The sequence below is a fragment of the Roseateles amylovorans genome (genome assembly GCF_025398155.2).
In the GTDB taxonomy this organism is placed as follows: domain Bacteria; phylum Pseudomonadota; class Gammaproteobacteria; order Burkholderiales; family Burkholderiaceae_C; genus Roseateles; species Roseateles amylovorans.
This window is the reverse complement of the sequence record NZ_CP104562.2, coordinates 1996373-2014316: the sequence shown is the minus strand read 5'-3', so window position 1 is coordinate 2014316 and position 17944 is coordinate 1996373. Positions and strand designations below refer to the sequence as shown.

At 67.3% G+C, this 17944-nt stretch carries 17 protein-coding genes; 3 read left to right on the top strand and 14 right to left on the bottom strand.

What is annotated here, in order from left to right; all coding sequences use genetic code 11:
* Positions 1-8 precede the first annotated feature (8 nt).
* Positions 9-2399 carry an ATP-dependent DNA helicase gene (locus N4261_RS08630; protein WP_261759749.1) on the top strand — a complete coding sequence of 797 codons (2391 nt, stop codon included), beginning with the start codon at positions 9-11 and terminating at the stop codon, positions 2397-2399.
* A 139-nt stretch (positions 2400-2538) separates the two neighbouring features.
* Here N4261_RS08630 and N4261_RS08625 read toward each other — a convergent pair whose 3' ends face one another.
* From N4261_RS08625 to N4261_RS08565, 13 genes are all read right to left on the bottom strand, one after another.
* On the bottom strand, positions 2539-2928 hold the full coding sequence (locus N4261_RS08625) for a response regulator (protein ID WP_261759748.1): 390 nt from the start codon (positions 2926-2928) through the stop codon (positions 2539-2541).
* Positions 2929-3069: 141 nt separating this feature from the next.
* Entirely contained in the window at positions 3070-3237 is a 168-nt protein-coding gene (locus tag N4261_RS08620) for a hypothetical protein (protein WP_261759747.1), read from the bottom strand.
* A gap of 299 nt (positions 3238-3536) precedes the next feature.
* The gene (gene paaZ / locus N4261_RS08615; protein ID WP_261759746.1) at positions 3537-5588 is read right to left on the bottom strand and encodes a phenylacetic acid degradation bifunctional protein PaaZ; all 2052 of its coding nucleotides are present in this window, start codon (positions 5586-5588) and stop codon (positions 3537-3539) included.
* A gap of 324 nt (positions 5589-5912) precedes the next feature.
* Positions 5913-7073 (bottom strand): ABC transporter substrate-binding protein, encoded by a 1161-nt coding sequence (locus N4261_RS08610; protein ID WP_261759745.1) that lies wholly within the window; start codon positions 7071-7073, stop codon positions 5913-5915.
* Between the two features lie 53 nt (positions 7074-7126).
* Entirely contained in the window at positions 7127-7777 is a 651-nt protein-coding gene (locus N4261_RS08605; RefSeq protein ID WP_261759744.1) for a TetR/AcrR family transcriptional regulator, read from the bottom strand.
* A 135-nt stretch (positions 7778-7912) separates the two neighbouring features.
* Positions 7913-8992, bottom strand: coding sequence for a 1,2-phenylacetyl-CoA epoxidase subunit PaaE (gene paaE / locus N4261_RS08600; RefSeq protein ID WP_261759743.1), 1080 nt, complete (start codon positions 8990-8992; stop codon positions 7913-7915).
* Positions 8993-9032: 40 nt separating this feature from the next.
* Entirely contained in the window at positions 9033-9548 is a 516-nt protein-coding gene (paaD, locus tag N4261_RS08595) for a 1,2-phenylacetyl-CoA epoxidase subunit PaaD (protein ID WP_261759742.1), read from the bottom strand.
* A gap of 2 nt (positions 9549-9550) precedes the next feature.
* Positions 9551-10324 (bottom strand): 1,2-phenylacetyl-CoA epoxidase subunit PaaC, encoded by a 774-nt coding sequence (paaC, locus tag N4261_RS08590; protein WP_261759741.1) that lies wholly within the window; start codon positions 10322-10324, stop codon positions 9551-9553.
* 126 nt (positions 10325-10450) lie between these two features.
* On the bottom strand, positions 10451-10756 hold the full coding sequence (paaB, locus tag N4261_RS08585; protein WP_261759740.1) for a 1,2-phenylacetyl-CoA epoxidase subunit PaaB: 306 nt from the start codon (positions 10754-10756) through the stop codon (positions 10451-10453).
* A 113-nt stretch (positions 10757-10869) separates the two neighbouring features.
* Complete coding sequence (gene paaA / locus N4261_RS08580) at positions 10870-11871, bottom strand: 1,2-phenylacetyl-CoA epoxidase subunit PaaA (RefSeq protein ID WP_261759739.1); 1002 nt, start codon at positions 11869-11871, stop codon at positions 10870-10872.
* A 130-nt stretch (positions 11872-12001) separates the two neighbouring features.
* Positions 12002-13309, bottom strand: coding sequence for a phenylacetate--CoA ligase PaaK (paaK, locus tag N4261_RS08575; RefSeq protein WP_261759738.1), 1308 nt, complete (start codon positions 13307-13309; stop codon positions 12002-12004).
* 12 nt (positions 13310-13321) lie between these two features.
* Positions 13322-13768: a hydroxyphenylacetyl-CoA thioesterase PaaI gene (gene paaI, locus N4261_RS08570; RefSeq protein ID WP_261760656.1), complete on the bottom strand. Its 447-nt coding sequence runs from the start codon at positions 13766-13768 to the stop codon at positions 13322-13324.
* A 71-nt stretch (positions 13769-13839) separates the two neighbouring features.
* Positions 13840-14709 carry an enoyl-CoA hydratase-related protein gene (locus tag N4261_RS08565; RefSeq protein ID WP_261759737.1) on the bottom strand — a complete coding sequence of 290 codons (870 nt, stop codon included), beginning with the start codon at positions 14707-14709 and terminating at the stop codon, positions 13840-13842.
* A 151-nt stretch (positions 14710-14860) separates the two neighbouring features.
* Between N4261_RS08565 and N4261_RS08560 the strand changes: the two genes are divergently transcribed.
* On the top strand, positions 14861-15463 hold the full coding sequence (locus tag N4261_RS08560) for a phenylacetic acid degradation protein PaaY (protein WP_261759736.1): 603 nt from the start codon (positions 14861-14863) through the stop codon (positions 15461-15463).
* A gap of 142 nt (positions 15464-15605) precedes the next feature.
* Here N4261_RS08560 and N4261_RS08555 read toward each other — a convergent pair whose 3' ends face one another.
* A complete protein-coding gene (locus tag N4261_RS08555; RefSeq protein ID WP_261759735.1) occupies positions 15606-16568 on the bottom strand; it encodes a carbohydrate kinase family protein in 963 nt (320 codons plus the stop codon).
* Positions 16569-16785: 217 nt separating this feature from the next.
* On the opposite strand from N4261_RS08555, the gene moaA reads away from it, so the two are divergent.
* Positions 16786-17916: a GTP 3',8-cyclase MoaA gene (gene moaA, locus N4261_RS08550; RefSeq protein ID WP_261759734.1), complete on the top strand. Its 1131-nt coding sequence runs from the start codon at positions 16786-16788 to the stop codon at positions 17914-17916.
* The last annotated feature ends 28 nt before the right edge of the window (positions 17917-17944 follow it).

The following is a 17944-nucleotide window of genomic DNA, read 5'->3' as shown; positions in this document are numbered from 1 at the left end:
TCCCGCTCATGTACACGGTCTCCGTCCGCGAACTCTGCGCGTTCACCGCCAAGCAAGGCGATCTGGATCTGCGCTTCACCCCGGCGCCGACCGCGCAGGAGGGCATTGCCGGTCACACCCTGGTGTACGAACGCCGCGGCGAGAGCTACCGCAAAGAGGTGTCGTTGACCGGCGACCACGGCGCACTCCGGGTGCGAGGCCGCGCCGATGGGGTCGATCCGATCCGTCGACGTGTCGAGGAGATCAAGACCTATCGCGGCAGCCTGGAACGGCAGCGGCCCACCCATCGTCATCTGCATTGGGCCCAGGCCAAGATCTACGGATGGCTGGTGTGCGAGGCCGAAGGCTGGGAGAGCCTGGATGTCGCGCTGGTCTATCTGGAACTGGGCCGCAGCGAAGAGACCGTGCTGGTCGAACACTGCAGCGCCGCCGAACTGCGCGCGCATTTCGACGCGCACTGCGAGCGCTTCCTGGTCTGGGCGATGGCGCAGTTGGCGCATCGGCAGGCGCTCGATACGGCCCTGCAAGCCTTGCGCTTTCCGTTCGGCGATTTCCGCACCGGCCAGCGGACCCTGGCCGAGGCGGTGTACCGGGCGGCCGCCGGGGGACGCTGCCTGCTGGCGCAGGCGCCTACAGGCATCGGCAAAACCCTCGCGACGCTGTTCCCGCTGTTGAAGGCCACGCCCGGGCAGCGGCTGGACAAGGTGTTCTTCCTCGCCGCCAAGACCTCGGGACGACAGACCGCCCTGGATGCGCTGGCGCGCCTGCAGGGCGGCGATGCATCGGACCCGGCCGCGGCACCGCTGCGGGTCCTGGAGATGGTGGCACGCGACAAGAGTTGCGAGCATCCCGACAAGGCCTGCCACGGCGACGCCTGTCCCCTCGCCCGCGGCTTCTATGACCGTCTTCCCGCCGCGCGTTCGGCGGCACTGGGCACGGCGCCGGAACACGGCGCCACCTGGACCCGCGAAGCCGTGCGAGAAGCCGCGCTGGCCCACGGCCTCTGCCCGTACTACCTGAGCCAGGAGCTGGCGCGCTGGGCGGATGTGATCGTCGGCGACTACCACTACTACTTCGATCACGGCGCGTTGCTCCACGGGCTGACGCAGGAGAACCAATGGCGGGTGGCCGTGCTGGTGGACGAGGCGCACAACCTCGTCGAGCGCGGCCGCAAGATGTTCAGCGCCACCCTGTCGCCCGAGTTGCTGCAACAGGCGCGGCACTCGCCGAGCGCCTCGGCTTCAGCGCTGGTGCGCAAGGCGCTGGACAAGGTCAGTCGCCAATGGCGCGCGCTCGACAAGGCGCAGACCGACGACTACACCGCCTATGACCGCGTGCCCGAAGCCCTGCTGACGGCGGTGCAGCATTGCAGCGGCGTGATCGCCGAGCATCTGGCCCAGCAGCCCGACACGGCGGACCCGGAACTGCTGGCCTTCCATTTCGAGGCGCTGCATCTGATCCGCGCTGCGGAGTCCTTCGGCCCGCATTCGATGGTCGACCTGCAAAAGCCGACCGGGCCGTTCGCCAAACCGGGACGGTCCACCTTGTGCATCCGCAACATCGTGCCGGCCAGCTTCCTGCGTCCGCGGCTCCAGGCGGCGCACACCAGCACGCTGTTCTCTGCCACCTTGCAGCCGCATGCCTTCCATGCCGACCTGCTGGGGCTGCCGGAGAACCATGTCCGCATTGACGTGGGCTCGCCCTTCGACGCGTCCCAGCTGCAGGTTCAGATCTCCGGGCACATCTCGACCCGCTATCAGCATCGTCAGGCGTCGCTGCAGCCCATCGCGGATCTGATCGCCGAGCAGTTCCGCCGCGCGCCGGGCAACTACCTCGCCTTCCTCAGCAGCTACGACTATCTGCAGCAGGTGGCGGATCTGCTGGCCCAGCGCCACCCGGAGGTGCCGCAATGGCGCCAATCCCGCCGCATGAGCGAGCCGGCCCAACGCCAGTTCCTGGACAGCTTCACCGACGACAGCCGCGGCGTGGGCTTCGCCGTGCTCGGTGGGGCTTTTGCGGAAGGGGTGGACCTGCCGGGCCGGCGCCTGATCGGCGCCTTCCTCTCGACGCTGGGCCTGCCGCAGGTGAACCCGGTCAATGAGCAGATCCGGCAACGCATGGATCAGCTGTTCGGCGACGGCTATGACTACACCTACCTCTACCCCGGCCTGCAGAAGGTGGTGCAGGCCGCCGGCCGCGTGATCCGCACCACCCATGACCGCGGTGTGATCCACCTGATCGACGATCGGTTCGCCCGCGCCGAGGTGCAGCGCCTGTTGCCGACGTGGTGGTCGCCGAGTCTTTCGGTGACGCGACCGAAGACACGGCACGACGTGAGGGACGTGAGGGGCTTGAGGGACGTAAGCGACCAGAGCGACCTGAATGGCGTGAGCGCCTGAGCAGGTCAGCGGGAACGTGCCGCGCGGGAGGGCGGGTGAACCACCTCACGAGCGCACGGCGGCTCGACGCACCGGGTGGCCGAATGAAGACATCAGCGCATGGGGAGCGGCGGGCCGGCGCCGGCGTGGGGCGGGGACGTCAGTGGCCTTTGGCCTCGGCGGCGGTCTTCAGGGCCTTGAGCGCCTGAAGATCGTCGAGCAACTTCTGCTGGTCATGGGCCTTGTCGTAGAACCCGTCCGCGCCGTGGCGCTCGCACAGCGATTGGTAGAAGTCGGGATCGCGGCTGCTCAGCACGAACAGCTTGCCCGAAAAGCCCGCACGACGCGACCGGCTGAGCACATGCATGCCGGAGCCGGTCTGCAGGTTGAGGTCGACCAGCACCACGTCCGGCGCCAGGGTCGTGATGCCGTCCACCGCCTCATCTTCCGTCGATGCCTGGCCGACCACCGTCACATACGGTACGCCTTCGAACAGGCGAAGGAACTGCTGGCGGATGTATTCGGAATCCTCGACAAGAAAGACGCGCATGCCTGACCTCATGTGAGCGCCGACTTGTACGACGACGCTCATGCATTGTGGCCCGCGATCTCTTCTCCGCTGGCGTCTGAGGGCGTTCCGATGGCAACGGTCGGTATCGCCCTCGCACGCGGCTGCGCTGTCGTCTACCGATCAGGCGAGCGCCGCGATCACCGTACACAGTCCGCCTACGCCTGCGGTCGACGCCAGGAAGGCCACATCGCGCCGTTCGTTGCCGCCTTTCCAGGCCATCCCGGCCACGATGGCCAAGGTGACCGAGAAGACGAGGCCGACAAGGAAAGGGGTGCTGATCTCGTCCACGGTAGTCCTGTTGACGGTGAAAGAAGCCCGCAGTGTGGCGGCCGGACACCGCACGCTCAAGCGGGTCGGGCCAGCCGCAGACTTCGCTTTTGCCTCAGCACCGAGGGGGCAGCTCACGGCTCACGGCTGGCGGCTGGTGGCTCACCGCTCACCGCTCACCGCTCACCGCTCACCGCTCACCGCTCACCGCTCACCGCTCGCAGATCACAGATCACAGATCACGGCACGAGACGCGCCGCACGGGCCACGGCGCACGAGTTGCCGCGTCGTTGCGTCACCGCATGGCCTCCGGCACGCGCTCAGGCCGCCTTCTTCGCCACCAGCGTCAGGATGTCATAGCTCGCCACCAGTTCGCCGCGCTGGTTCATGACCTGCACGTCCCAGGCGACGACGCCTTGCGGCGGCTGGTCCGGCCGATTGCCGCGATCGATGCGGCGTTTGCAGGTCAGGCGCGCCTGGATGGTGTCTCCGATCGCCACCGGATTCACGAAGCGGAGCGTGTCCAGCCCGTAGTTCGCCAGCACCGGGCCGGGCGCCGGAGACACGAACAGGCCGGCCGCCGCCGACAGCACGAAATAGCCGTGCGCGATGCGCTGCCCGAACTGGGTGTCCTTGGCGGCCACCTCGTCGAAGTGCATGTAGAAGAAGTCGCCGCTGATGCCGCCGAAGTTGACGATGTCCGCCTCCGACACGGTGCGGCGATGGGTGAGCAGCGAATCGCCGACCTGGATCTCTTCGAAATACTTGCGGAACGGATGAATCGCGTCTTCATTCACCTTGCCGCCGCGCACATATTCACCGGTGATCGCGGTGAGCATCGTGGGCGAGGCCTGCACCGCACAGCGCTGCAGATAGTGCTTCACCGCGCGGATGCCCCCCAGTTCCTCCCCGCCGCCAGCGCGACCCGGACCGCCATGCTTGAGCATCGGCAGCGGGGAGCCATGGCCGGTGGATTCGGCGGCGGCCTCGCGGTCCAGCACCAGCAGACGGCCGTGGAAGGCCGCGGCCTGATAGACCGCCTGGGCCGCCAGGGCCGGCGTGCGGGTGATGACCGAGCCGACCAGGCTGCCACGGCCCTTGGCCGCCAGCGCCAGCGCTTCATCGAAATCGTCGTAGGTCATCAGCGTGGACACAGGACCGAAGGCCTCGACCTGATGGACCGCCTCGTTGCGCAGCGCATCGCGACACAGCAGCAGCGTCGGCGGGAAGAACGCGCCCTCGCCCACGCCCTCGCCCAACGGAGCGAAACCGTCGCGCTCGCCGAAGATGACTTCATTGCCTTGCGCCAGTTGCGCCAGCCGCTCGGCCACATCGGCCTGCTGCGCCTTGGAGGCCAGCGCCCCCATGCGCACGCCCTCGATCGCCGGATCGCCAATCTTGATCTTCGACAGCCGTTCCCGCAGCGCGGCCGCCACCGCATCCACCTGGGCGGCGGGCACGATCGCGCGGCGGATGGCGGTGCACTTCTGGCCGGCCTTGGCGCTCATCTCGCGCAGCACTTCCTTGACGAACAGATCGAATTCCGGATCGCCGGCTTGCACATCGGGCGCCAGGATCGAGCAGTTCAGGCTGTCCGCTTCGGCATTGAACGGCACCGAGCGACGGATCAGGTTGGGATTCACCCGCAACTGGGCGGCGGTATCGGCCGAGCCGGTGAAGGTGACCACGTCGGTTTCTTCCAGCCGATCCAGCAGATCGCCGGAACTGCCGATGACCAGTTGCAGCGTGCCGGCCGGCAGCAGCCCGGTGGCCTCGATCAGGCGGACGCAGGCTTCGGCCACATAGCTGGTGGCGGTCGCGGGCTTGACGATGCAGGGCATGCCCGCGAGGAAGCTGGGCGCGAACTTTTCCAGCATGCCCCACATCGGGAAGTTGAAGGCATTGATGTGGACCGCGACGCCGCGCTTGGGCACCAGCACATGGGTGCCCATGAACTGGCCGACCTTGCCGAGGGCCGTGGCGGGCCCTTCGTGGACGAGGTTGCTGGAGGGCAGTTCGCGGCGGCCCATCGACGCATAGGCGAACAGGGTGCCGATGCCGCCTTCGATGTCGATCCAGGAATCGGCCCGGGTGGCGCCGGTGTGGGCGGAGATGGTGTAGAGCGTTTCCTTGCTCGCCATCAGCTCATTGGCCAGCGCCTTGAGGATCGCGGCGCGCTGCTGGAAGTCGAGCGCCAGCATCGCGGGCAAGGCCTGTCGACGTGCGAAGGCCAGGCTCTCGCCGAAGTCGATCTCATCGGCATGGGTCTGAGCGACGGCGCGGCCGTTGATCGCGCTGTGCAGCGAGCGGGCGGCGGAGGTGCCGATCCAGCGTCCGGCGATCAGGCTTTGGAGGATGGGGGTGGAACTCATGACGATCCTTCAGAACATCAACGCCCATGGTCACGCCACGGGCCGCAGCAATGCGATCAAAGAAGATGGGAGCGGTGCGACGAAAAAACTAGAAAACCAGCGTGAACGCGAGCGAAACCTTATGTCGAGCCCCCCAGCAAAGACGCTGCAAGCACCCGATGACGAATTTCGCAGGAACGACCCAGCGTTGTTCACCGCTGGGTTTCGCGGACGAGCGGCGTCGCGAGCGGGCCGAGGTTGGGCTTGCGGCGCGCAGCCGTACTGCTGTACGGCGAGCACCGCAAGCCCAAGATCGGCCCGCGCAGTAGCCGAGCGTCCGCGAAACTAGGGTTGGAGTTTCCAGGTTCCGCCTTCGATCTTGACCATCACCCGGGCACGCTGATCGAGTCCCAGATGGTCGTTAGCGGACATGGTGAACACGCCATGAGACGCGGGCAGTTCCTTCACGTTCTCGATGGCGTCGCGCAGGGCGGCCCGAAACTGGGGCGTGCCGGGCTGTGCCTTCTTGATCGCCTCGGGAATCGCCGCCTGCAGCAACAGCCCGGCGTCCCACGCATGGCCGCCGAAGGTGGACACGCTGCCCTTGCCGAAGGCCGCCTCATACGCGGTCACATACGCCTTGGCGCTCTTCTTGGCCGGATGGTCCGCCGGCAGCTGATCCACCACCAGCACCGGGCCGGCCGGCAGGAAGGTGCCTTCGACATCCTTGCCGCCCACGCGCAGGAAATCATTGTTGGCCACGCCGTGGGTCTGGTAGTACTTGCCACCGTAGCCCCGCTCCTTGAGCGTCTTCTGCGGCAGCGCCGCCGGCGTGCCACTGCCGCCCACCAGCACCGCATCCGGCTTGGCCGACAGGATCTTCAGCACCTGGCCGGTGACCGAGGTGTCGGTCCGGTTGTAGCGCTCATTGGCGACGATGCTCAGCCCCTTGCTGGCGGCGACCTTGTTGAACTCGCCATACCAGCCCTCGCCGTAGGCATCCGCAAAGCCGATGTAGGCCACCGTCTTCACGCCCATCGCCTGCATGTGGCTGGCAATCGCCAGCGCCATCATGATGTCGTTCTGCGGTGTCTTGAAGACCCACTTCTTCTTCGCATCCATCGGCTCGACGATGCGCGCCGACGCGGCCATCGAGATCATCGGCACCTGGGCCTCGGAGACCGCATCGATCATCGCCAGCGAGTTGGGCGTGACCGTGGAGCCGACCACCACATCCACCTTGTGCTCGGTGATCAGCTTGCGGGTGTTGGCCACCGCTGTGGTGGTGTCGGAGGCGTCGTCCAGGATCACATAGTTGACCTTCTGGCCCGCGATCGTCTTGGGCATCAGGCTGAAGGTGTTCTTTTCCGGAATGCCCAGCGACGCGGCCGGCCCGGTGGCCGACACCGTCACGCCGACTTGGATGTCGGCCTGTGCCGCGCCGCCCAGGCCCATCAAGGCGGCGCCGGCCAGCGCCAGCAGGGTGGTCTTCTCGATGCGTTTCATGTCGTCTCCGTGTGAATTTTTTGGTCAGGAACGCAGAGGAAAGGTTCAGGCCGTCATGAGGCAGGACGGCCTGAGACCGAGAGCCCGGACACGCCGTCGGCGACCGGGCCGATCTTCACCGCGCCGAGCCCGCCGAAGAACAGGTCCGCCACCATGGGCGCCACCGCCTCATAGGTCAGGGCCCCGTCCGGACGCAGCCAGGTGAAGGTCCAGTTGATCATGCCGAACAGCAGCATGGTCAGTGGCTTGTGCAGATGGGCGCCGCGCAGTTCCGGGCGAATCGTCGCCACCGCATCGGCGAAGCGGGCAACCACCTGACGCTCGACCTCGATCATCCGCGCCCGATGGTCCTCGTCGAGGAACTTCATGTCCTCGGTCAGCACCCGATGCTCGTTCTGCGACTCGCCGTAGGCCTGCACGAAGCGATGGATCAGCGCCCGCAGATGGTCTTCGGGCGGCAGGCCGAGACCGCTCACCTCGTCCACCAGATGGGCCAGGTGCTGGAGATGGCTCTGGCAGATCTGTGCGAGCAGTTCATGCTTGTCGCGCACATAGTGATAGAGGGTGGGCTTGGACACCTCGCAGGCTTCAGCGACCTGATTCATCGAGGTGGCGGGAAAGCCCTGGTTGGCGAACAGGCGGGCAGCCTGGGCGAGGATCTCCTCGCGGGTGGCGTCGAATCCGGGGGCTCTGCCTCTGGCCATGGGGTCGGTAGGGTCTCGTGAAAGGGAAAAGGAGAACGGAAGACGGAAAGCGCGCTCGGGGTCAGGCTCGGGCTCGGGCTCGGGCTCGGGTCACACAGGCTCCGTTGGCGCGGATGACCTGCTCGATCCGTGCGCTCAGCGCTCGTCGAACGAGATCACCAGGCGCGGGGTCAGCGCATGTGCCTGGCAGCTGAGGATAAAGCCCGCCGCGACCTCATGTTTCTCCAGCGCGAAATTCTTGTCCATGCGGACCTCCCCTTCCAGCAACTTGCAGCGGCAGGTGGAACAGACGCCGGACTTGCAGGAAAACGGCACATCCATGCCGGCCCGCGCGGCGGCGTCCAGCAGGCTCGGATCGCTTTTGCGGAACTCGATCTCGCGCGAGACGCCGTCGCGGATCACCAGCACCTTGGCGGCCTCCGCATCCTCGTCATGGACCTCGTGAGGCGCCGGGCGACCGGTCTGCATTTCCGGCGTGCCGAATCGCTCGATGTGGATCCGGTCTTCCGGCACGCCCGCCTGGCGCAGCGCCGCCTCGGCGTGCTCATTCATCTCGAACGGACCGCACACGAAGACCTGATCGATCCCCGCCGCCGGCACCGGACCCGCCAGGAACGTCGCCAGCTTGGCCTGGTCCAGCCGGCCGGCCATCAGCGGCGAATCGACCTGCTCGCGGGAGAACACGTGATGCAGCGACAGGCGCGTCAGATAGCGGTTCTTCAGATCTTCCAGCTCTTCCTTGAACATCGTCGTCGCAGGACGGCGATTCCCGTAGATCAGGGTGAAGCGGCTCAGCGGTTCGCGGGCGAGCACCGTCTTCATGATCGACAGGATGGGCGTGATGCCCGACCCGGCCGCGATGCCCAGGTAATGCCGGGCGGCCGACGGGTCCAGCGGCACATGGAAGCGGCCTTGCGGCGGAAAGACCTGGATCTCGTCGCCCGGACGCAGGCGCTCATGCACCCAGCTGGAGAACGCGCCACCGGTGACGTGGCGCACACCGACCCGCAGTTCGTTGTCGTCAACGCCGGCGCAGATGGAATAGGACCGGCGCAGGTCCTGGCCGTCGACCTCGCCGCGCAGCGTCAGGTACTGGCCCTGGGTGAAGCGGAAGGTGTCGCGCAGGCCTTCGGGCACGTCGAAGCAGAGCACGACCGCATCGTCGGTGTCCTGGTGCTTGGCGCGCAGGCGCAGCGGGTGAAAGTGCAGGCTCATGGCTGGACTCGGGTTGGGACCGTCGGCCCGGTGGTGCCGGTCAGATCGGTTTGAAATGTTCGAAGGGTTCGCGGCAGTCCAGGCACCGATGCAGCGCCTTGCAGGCGGTCGAGCCGAAGGCGGACAGCCGCTCGGTGTGGGTGCTGCCGCAGCGCGGACAGGCCAGCGGCGGCGCGCGTCGCACCAGCCGGATCGGCACGCCCTGCCCCGGATCGACCGGTCCGGGCGGCGCGATGCCGTAGCGGCGCAGCTTCTCGCGGCCTTCCTCGGTGATCCAGTCGGTGGTCCAGGCCGGCGCACGTCGCATCGTGACGGTGACAGTGCCGAACCGCGCCAGCGCCTCGCGCACCTGCTGCTCGATCACCTCGGTGGCGGGGCAGCCGGAATAGGTGGGCGTGAGCACGACCTCGAAGCCCTCCGCCGTCTCGATCAGGTCGCGCACGATGCCCAACTCCACCAGCGACACCGCCGGCACTTCGGGATCGGGCACCTGCGCGAGCACCTCCCAGGCGGCGGCGCGTCGTCCGCAGCCGTGGTCGAGGGCGACCGGGCTCATGCTCACCACACCCCGCCCGGATAGGCGCGCGGCAGCGACTGCATCGTGGCCAGCAGGTGGCCCATGTGCTCGCTGTGTACGCCGAGCCGGCCAGCGTAGACATGCGGCGTGTCGGCGGGTCGGGCCAGCCGGGCCTCGGCCAGGACCTCGTCCATCGCCGCATCCCATTCCGGTTTCAGCGTGGACCAGGCCGGGCCGAGGCCGCTGCGTTCGGCGGCGGCATCGGTCTCGTCGGTCGCGAACAGCTCGTTCACATAAGGCCAGAGCTGCGCCAGCGCGGTCGTCATCCGACGGGTGGATTCCTCCGAGCCATCGCCCAGCCGCACCACCCATTCCGCGGCGTGCTGCTGGTGATAGCGCACCTCCTTGACCGCCTTGGCCGCAATCGCCGCCACCTCGGCATCGGACGAAGCCTGCAGACGGGTCCACAGCGGCAGCAGCCAGCAGGCGGCCATCAGGTTGCGCGCCTGGGTGAAGGCGAAATCGCCGCGGGGCAACTCCATCATCACCGGGTTGAGGTAGTGGCGCTCGTCGCGCAGGAAGGCGAGCTGGTCTTCGTCGAAGGACTGGCCATCGAGCTGACCGGCGCGGGTGAGCACCGCGCGCGCCTGGCCCAGCAGGTCCAGCGCGATGTTGCCCAGCGCCAGATCCTCTTCCAGGATCGGCGAATGGCCGCACCATTCGGACAGCCGATGCGACAGCACCAGGCAGGCGTCGCCGAGCGGGAGCAGATAGCGCACGTCGTCGCGTGTGCTGGGTTGGATGGAGGCAGTCATGGGGCAGGTCCCGTCAATGTCGCAAGGTCGTGGGCGTCGCCTGGGGCGCGCATCGGCGCATCGGCGCATTGATGCAGCAGCACATCAGCGCATCAGCGCATCAGCCGCGACATCGGCGCGCAGGGCTCACATGTGATCGACCGACGCGGGCAGTTCGTAGAAGGTCGGATGGCGGTAGACCTTGTCCTCCATCGGATCGAAATACATCGACTTCTCGCCGGGGTCGGAGGCCACGATGGCGGACGACGGCACCACCCAGATGCTCACGCCTTCCTGGCGCCGGGTGTAGACATCGCGCGCCATCTGCAGCGCCATCTTCGGGTCGGGCGCATGCAGGCTGCCGCAATGCTTGTGGTCCAGGCCCGCCTTGCTGCGGACAAAGACTTCCCACAAGGGCCATTCATGGCCGCCAGTTTGTTGATTGATGCTCATGGTGCGAGGGCTCGGTAATCGGGTCGATGGGAGGCAGGTCGTGGGGAGAGCGGATCGACGACAAGCCGGCGGATGGAACACCCCGCCGCTGTCGGACCACGCCTGCCAGGGTCTCAGGCGGCCTTGGCCTCGGTGGCGCGTTTGCGGGCATGGGACAGTGCGGCCTCGCGCACCCAGGCGCCGTCGTCCCAGGCCTTGACCCGGGTCTGCAGCCGCTCGGTGTTGCACGGGCCGTTGCCGCCCACGACGCGCCAGAATTCGTTCCAGTCGATGGCGCCGAAGTCGTAGTGATCGCGCTCGGCGTTCCACTTCAGGTCCGCATCGGGCAGCGAAATCCCCAGCAGTTCCGCCTGCGGCACCGTGGCATCGACGAACTTCTGGCGCAGCTCGTCGTTGGTCAGCCGCTTGATGCCCCAGCGCATCGACTGCTCGGAGTTCGGCGAATCCTTGTCCGCCGGGCCGAACATCATCAGCGAGGGCCACCACCAGCGGTTCACCGCGTCCTGCACCAGGGCCTTCTGGGCCTCGGTGCCGTCGCGCATCATCGTCAGCAGGCTCTCGTAGCCCTGGCGTTGATGGAAGCTCTCCTCGCGGCAGATGCGGATCATCGCGCGGGCATACGGCCCGTAGGAGCAGCGGCACAGCGGCACCTGGTTCATGATGGCCGCGCCGTCCACCAGCCAGCCGATCACGCCGATGTCCGCCCAGGTCAGGGTCGGGTAGTTGAAGATGGAGCTGTACTTGGCCCGGCCGCTGTGCAGCGCGTCCAGCATCTGGTCGCGGCTGGTGCCCAGGGTTTCGGCGGCGGAGTAGAGGTACAGGCCGTGGCCGCCCTCGTCCTGCACCTTGGCCAGCAGGATGGCCTTGCGCTTGAGCGACGGGGCGCGGGTGATCCAGTTGCCCTCGGGCAACATGCCGACGATCTCGGAATGCGCATGCTGGCTGATCTGCCGCACCAGCGTCTTGCGGTAGTGCTCCGGCATCCAGTCCTTGGCCTCGATGAAGTCGCCCGCCTCGATGCGGGCCTCGAAGGCGTCATTGCGCTGCTGCTCTTCGGCGGTCTGCAGCTTGGCCGCCTGGTCCTGGGGACCGACGCTCATGGCTTGGGTGTACATCACTTCTCCTTGAAGCGGGTCCTTGTGAGACCCGACCTGTCCTCGGTGGGACGCCATGGCCGGAGGCTGTCCGACCATCGGTCCCGCTCCCCGCCGCTCATCGCCTGAGGGGACGCTTCATTTCAGGCCCTCATTTCGGGCGCTTGTCCACCACGCGGCGGGCCTTGCCCACCAACGTGCGTTCGATCGAATCCGGCGCGCCGACGGTGACGCGTGTCGAGACGCCGATCAAGGTCTTGATGCGATGCTGCAGCGAGGTCGACACGCTCGCCGCGTCCACGCCCTGCCCCACCGCCGACAGCTCGCAGCGCACCTCGACCTCATCCAGATGGCGGTCGCGGCTGACCACGATCTGGTACTGGCCCGACAGTCCCGGCTCCGCCAGCACCAGTTCTTCGATCTGGGTCGGAAAGAGATTCACGCCGCGGATGATCAGCATGTCGTCGCTGCGGCCGACGATCTTGCCCATGCGCCGCATGCTGCGCGCCGTGGGCGGCAGCAACCGGGTGAGGTCGCGGGTGCGGTAGCGGATCACCGGCAGCGCCTGCTTGGTCAGCGAGGTGAATACCAGCTCGCCCTCAGCGCCCTCCGGCAGCACCTCGCCGGTGTCGGGGTCGACGATCTCGGGATAGAAATGGTCCTCCCAGATCACCGGACCATCCTTGGTCTCGATGCATTCGCTGGCCACGCCGGGGCCCATCACCTCGGACAGGCCATAGATGTCGACCGCATCGATGCCGGCCTTGTGTTCGATCTCGCGGCGCATCGCCTCGGTCCAGGGCTCCGCACCAAAGACGCCGACCTTCAGCGAGCTGTCCCGCGCATCCAGGCCCTGGCGTGCGAATTCCTCGACGATCACCTGCATGTAGCTGGGCGTGACCATGATCACGTCGGGACGGAAGTCCTGGATCAGCTGGACCTGCTTTTCGGTCTGACCGCCCGACACCGGAATCACGGTGCAGCCCAGCCGTTCCGCGCCGTAATGCGCGCCCAGGCCGCCAGTGAACAGGCCGTAGCCGTAGGCCACATGGACGATGTCCCCGGGCCGCGTGCCCGCCGCGCGCAGCGAGCGGGCGACCAGGTCGGCCCAGTGGTCGATGTCCTGCCGGGTGTAGCCCACCACCGTCGGCTTGCCGGTCGTGCCCGAAGAGGCATGCACCCGCACCACCTGCTCGCGAGGCACGGCGAACATGCCGAAGGGATAGTGCTCCCGCAGATGCTGCTTGGTGGTGAAGGGAAACAGGCGCAGGTCGCTCAGGTCCTTGAGATCGGACGGATGAACCCCCTTCGCATCGAAGGCGGCCCGATAGTGCGGCACATGGTCGTAGGCCTGCTGGAGCGTGTGGCGCAGGCGCTGCAGCTGCAGCGAGCGGAGTTCGTCCTGGCTCGCACGTTCGATGGGTTCCAGGTCGCCTGGGGCGGGGCGCTTCACCGGCATGGGATCGGTCTCCTAGGTCTTGGCGATCGGTTCCGACACCACGGGCTTGCCCTTGAGGCGATAGGAACGGCCGCGAAAGACAGCGATCAGCTCGTCGCGTTGATTGGTGACAGTGATGTCGTAGACACCGGTGCGACCGGCCAGCGACACCTCGGTCGCCACTGCGGTCAGCACATCGCCTTCCCGGGATGGCGCGACGATGTCGATCGCGAATCCGGAAGCCACCGTCATCTCGTTGTGCGAGTTGCAGGCGAAAGCAAAACAGGAATCCGCCAGCGTGGTCACGATGCCGCCGTGGCAGATGTCGAAGCCGTTGAGCATGTCCGGGCGCACCGTCATGCGCAAGGTGGCCGTGCCGGGGGCAATCGCCAGGACGCCGATGCCCAGGCCCTTGGACGCACGGTCATTGGCGAACATCGTGTCGCGTACCTGCTCGGCGATGCGTTGAGGCGATGTCATCGCCGTCGACGCGACAGACGGCTCATCCACAGGGATCGGGCAGGAGGCGCTGGCGTCGGGCTGCGCGGACATCAGCGGTCCTTGAACTGCGGTGGGCGCTTGGTCAGGAAGGCGGCGGCGCCCTCGAGATAGTCGTGCGCATAACCGAGCTGGCTTTGCAGACGGGCTTCCAGCCGCAGCGATTCCTCGAACTCCAGCTCCATCGACGCATCCAGCGCCTCGCGGGTCTGGACCAGCGCCCGGGTGGGCATCTTCGCCAGCCGCTGGGCCAGGGCCATCGCTTCGGAAGCCAGCTCGGCATCCGGGACGCAGCGGGCGATCAGGCCCCATTGCTGCGCCTCGGCTGCGGGGAGCTTGTCGCCCAGCAGGGTGAGCTGCAGCGCGCGGGCGCGGCCCACCAGACGGGTCAGCAGCCAGGTGCCGCCGCAGTCGGGCACCAGGCCGATCTTCGAGAAGGCCTGGATGAACGAGGCCGACTGGGCCGCGATCACCAGGTCGCAGCCCAGCGCGAAGTTGGCCCCAGCGCCAGCCGCCACGCCATTGACCGCGCAGACGGTCGGTACCGGCATGCTGCGCAGGCGCAGCGCGAGCGGAATGTAGTAGTGATCGAGCAGATTGCCGATGTCCTTGGCCTTGGGCCGGCGATGGGGATCGACCTCACCGCTGGTGGCTTCGAACTCGGGCTTGATATGAGGGTCCGACAGGTCCTGGCCGGCGCAGAACGCGCGACCGGAACCGGTGATGAGCACCGCCCGCACCCCCGCGTCCTTGGCGGCATCGTCCAGGGCGATGCGCACCTGACCGAGCAGTCCGGTCGTGAACGCATTCAAGGCCTGCGGCCGGTTCAGTGTCAGGACGCGCACGGCGCCTTCCTGACTGACCAACAACGGGCTGTCCGGACTGTCCGACCGCGTAGCAGGTTCGTGCGGGGCGGTGCTCATTCGGCTTGTCTCCTCAGCCTTCGTGGATTCAGCTTTTTCAGCTTTTTTGGATCGATATTCAATTTACCGACCGGTCGGTAGATACTACGAGGCCTCAGGCCGCAAAACAAGATCGAAAACATAGGGTTACCACCTACCAAGGAGCGATTTCATGCCCTGCTACGCCATTGACGGCCTGTCGCCGGTTGTTCATCCGCAGGCCTATGTGCATCCGACCGCGGTGCTGATCGGCGATGTCATCGTCGGGCCGGGCTGCTATGTCGGCCCCTGTGCGTCACTGCGGGGTGACTTCGGGCGGATTCGGTTGATGGCGGGCGCCAATCTGCAGGACACCTGCGTGATCCACGGCTTTCCGGACTCCGACACCGTGGTCGAGACCAACGGCCACATCGGCCACGGCGCCGTGCTGCATGGCTGCGTGGTGCGGCACGATGCGCTGGTCGGCATGAATGCGGTGGTGATGGATGAAGCGGAGGTGGGCGCGTTCAGCATCGTGGCGGCCTGCGCCTTCGTGCGGGCCGGCTTGAAGCTGCCGGAGAAGTCGCTCATCGCCGGACTGCCCGCGAAGGTCCTGCGGCCGCTGACCGAGGACGAGATCCGCTGGAAGCGAGAAGGCACCGAGGCCTATCACGCCCTGGCGCAGCGCAGCCGTGCGAGCTTGGTGGAAGTCGAGCCCTTGACCGAAGAGGAACCGGACCGCGCTCGTCTGCAGGTCGGCGCGCTCAAATCCCTCGTGGCCACTAAACGGGACTGAGCCCCGCCGCTGCCGAAGCACCACGGCATCGGCACGGCATCGGCACGGCATCAGAACGGCATCAGAAGGGCATCAGCACGACATCGCCCCGACATCGCCCCGGAAGCGGCATCGACGCCCGCCGAGGTCACGGCGATGGCCCTCAGACCACCTCGACCGGCTGCACCCGCACCAGACCCAGGAACGCCGACACCCGACCGGACGACAGCCCATGCACCCCCGCGCCGGTGCAGGCCGCGGCGGCGGCGGCCACGGCCCAGCGCAGGTGCTCTTCCGGATCCTCCTGCGGGTCCTGCATCAGGCTGAACAGGAGTCCGCCCATCGCGGCATCGCCGGCACCGACGGTGTCGAGCGCACCTTCGAGCACCGGCGGGCTGGCGCTCAGGTCCCCCTTGGGATGGAACAGCTGCGCGCCGCGCTCGCCCAGCGTCAGCATCACGATTGCCCGAGGATTCCAGGCCGCGATCTGGGCCAGGCCCAGGTGATGGTCGCGGCTGCGGAACAGGCCGCGCAGGTCGTCGTCGGAGACCTTGATCACATCGGCGATGCGGCACATGCGCTCCAGCGTGCGGTCATAGCGCGAGTCCATCGTGATGCGGTAGTTGGGGTCGTAGCTGATCCGCACGCCGTCATCCTTGAGCGACTCGGCCAGCGCCACCAGCCGCGCGGCCAGCGGCTCGCGCGTCAGGCTGATCGATCCGAAATGCGCCCACCGCAACGCACGCCGCCATCCGGCGGGCAAGGCATGCGGGCGGAAGTGCAGATCCGCGCTGTCGTCGCCGACGAAGCAATACTCCGGCGGATCGACCTCATGCACATAGGCCATCAACGGTGACTTGGCGAACTGCTGGATGAAACGCAGGTCCAGGCTGGCATCCGCACTGGCCTGCCACAGCGCCTGGCCGAAGCGGTCCTTGCTGATGCCGCCGGCAAAGGCGCTCAGCTGACCCAGCCGCGACATCGCAATCGCCACATTCCACGGCGAGCCGCCGGTGCGGCTGCGCCAGAGATCAGGGCCCTCACGCACCATGTCGGTCAGCGCTTCGCCAAACGACACGAAACTCGCCAGATCGGCATGGAGGACAGTGCTGGGGGTCAAAGTCATGGACCGCATTCAATCGATTGCAGGCCCGTCGCGCAAGTGACAAGTCCTACAGGGTAGCGACACGGCCGACCCGGTCGGCCCCGCCCCACCTCGCCCCCAACGCGCCACCGTACGGCGCATGAAGGCCCGCCGCCGGCGGCCGTTCTGCACAAGGGACGGGATTCGCATCAGACCTTTGCCCGGCGCGGACATCGACGCGGCGGCACAATCGCGCCCTATGACCGATGGCGTGATTCCCCTGTTCGACCTTCGCCAGGTCGGGCGCATTCCCCCCGTCCCCGCCCCGTTGCCGGACCTTTCAGGCCCCTGGCTGGATGCGCGCGGGCGGCCGCTGCGCGACCTGCGCATCTCGGTCACCGATCGCTGCAACTTCCGCTGCAGCTATTGCATGCCCAAGGAAGTCTTCGACAAGGACTACCAATTCCTGCCGCATCGCGACCTGTTGAGCTTCGAGGAGATCACCCGGCTGGCCGGCGTGTTCGCCGGGCTCGGCGTGCAGAAGCTGCGGCTCACCGGTGGCGAACCGCTGCTGCGCCGCAACATTGAAGCACTGATCGCCCAGTTGGCCGAACTGCGCACGCCCGACGATCAGCCGCTGGATCTCACGCTGACCACCAACGGCTCGCTGCTCGCCCGCAAGGCGCAGGCGCTCAAGGACGCCGGCCTGAAGCGGGTGACCGTCAGCCTCGATGCACTGGACGACGCGGTGTTCCGCCGCATGAACGATGTGGACTTCCCGGTGGCCGAGGTGCTGCACGGCATCGAGACCGCGCAGTCGGTCGGGCTGGCGCCGATCAAGGTCAACATGGTGGTCAAGCGGGGCACCAACGACCATCAGATCCTGCCGATGGCGCGTCACTTCCGCGGGACCGGCGTGGTGCTGCGCTTCATCGAGTACATGGACGTCGGCATGAGCAACGGCTGGCGGATGGACGAGGTGCTTCCATCGGCGCAGGTGCTCGCCCGGCTGCGCGAGCACATGGATCTGGTGCCCCTGGCCCCGACCACCGAAGGCGAAACCGCCACCCGCTGGGGCTATGCCGACGGCTCGGGCGAGATCGGGCTGATCTCCAGCGTCACCCAGGCCTTCTGCGGCGACTGCAACCGCGCCCGGCTCTCCACCGAAGGACGGCTTTACACCTGCCTGTTCGCCTCCGATGGCCACGACCTGCGCGCCCTGCTGCGCGGCCAGGGCGACCTGCCGGCCCGCAGCGATGCGGAAATCGCCGGCGCCCTGGGCACGCTGTGGCAACGTCGTGCGGACCGCTATTCCGAGCTGCGCGCCTCGCTGCCGCCCTCCGAGGCGGGCGGTGCGCGACGGGTCGAGATGCACTACATCGGCGGCTGATGACGGGCATCGAGCCGCACGCCATGCT

Excerpts from the sequence above, each read along its gene's own strand:
- N4261_RS08610 (WP_261759745.1), bottom strand. The coding sequence starts at position 7,073 with ATGAAACGCATCGAGAAGACCACCCTGCTGGCGCTGGCCGGCGCCGCC.
- paaZ (WP_261759746.1), bottom strand. The coding sequence starts at position 5,588 with ATGAGTTCCACCCCCATCCTCCAAAGCCTGATCGCCGGACGCTGGATC.
- paaK (WP_261759738.1), bottom strand. The coding sequence starts at position 13,309 with ATGCCGGTGAAGCGCCCCGCCCCAGGCGACCTGGAACCCATCGAACGT.
- N4261_RS08605 (WP_261759744.1), bottom strand. The coding sequence starts at position 7,777 with ATGGCCAGAGGCAGAGCCCCCGGATTCGACGCCACCCGCGAGGAGATC.
- N4261_RS08625 (WP_261759748.1), bottom strand. The coding sequence starts at position 2,928 with ATGCGCGTCTTTCTTGTCGAGGATTCCGAATACATCCGCCAGCAGTTC.
- N4261_RS08565 (WP_261759737.1), bottom strand. The coding sequence starts at position 14,709 with ATGAGCACCGCCCCGCACGAACCTGCTACGCGGTCGGACAGTCCGGAC.
- paaB (WP_261759740.1), bottom strand. The coding sequence starts at position 10,756 with ATGAGCATCAATCAACAAACTGGCGGCCATGAATGGCCCTTGTGGGAA.
- paaI (WP_261760656.1), bottom strand. The coding sequence starts at position 13,768 with ATGACATCGCCTCAACGCATCGCCGAGCAGGTACGCGACACGATGTTC.
- paaE (WP_261759743.1), bottom strand. The coding sequence starts at position 8,992 with ATGAGCCTGCACTTTCACCCGCTGCGCCTGCGCGCCAAGCACCAGGAC.
- paaA (WP_261759739.1), bottom strand. The coding sequence starts at position 11,871 with ATGTACACCCAAGCCATGAGCGTCGGTCCCCAGGACCAGGCGGCCAAG.
- N4261_RS08555 (WP_261759735.1), bottom strand. The coding sequence starts at position 16,568 with ATGACTTTGACCCCCAGCACTGTCCTCCATGCCGATCTGGCGAGTTTC.
- N4261_RS08560 (WP_261759736.1), top strand. The coding sequence starts at position 14,861 with ATGCCCTGCTACGCCATTGACGGCCTGTCGCCGGTTGTTCATCCGCAG.
- N4261_RS08630 (WP_261759749.1), top strand. The coding sequence starts at position 9 with ATGTACACGGTCTCCGTCCGCGAACTCTGCGCGTTCACCGCCAAGCAA.
- paaC (WP_261759741.1), bottom strand. The coding sequence starts at position 10,324 with ATGACTGCCTCCATCCAACCCAGCACACGCGACGACGTGCGCTATCTG.
- moaA (WP_261759734.1), top strand. The coding sequence starts at position 16,786 with ATGACCGATGGCGTGATTCCCCTGTTCGACCTTCGCCAGGTCGGGCGC.
- paaD (WP_261759742.1), bottom strand. The coding sequence starts at position 9,548 with ATGAGCCCGGTCGCCCTCGACCACGGCTGCGGACGACGCGCCGCCGCC.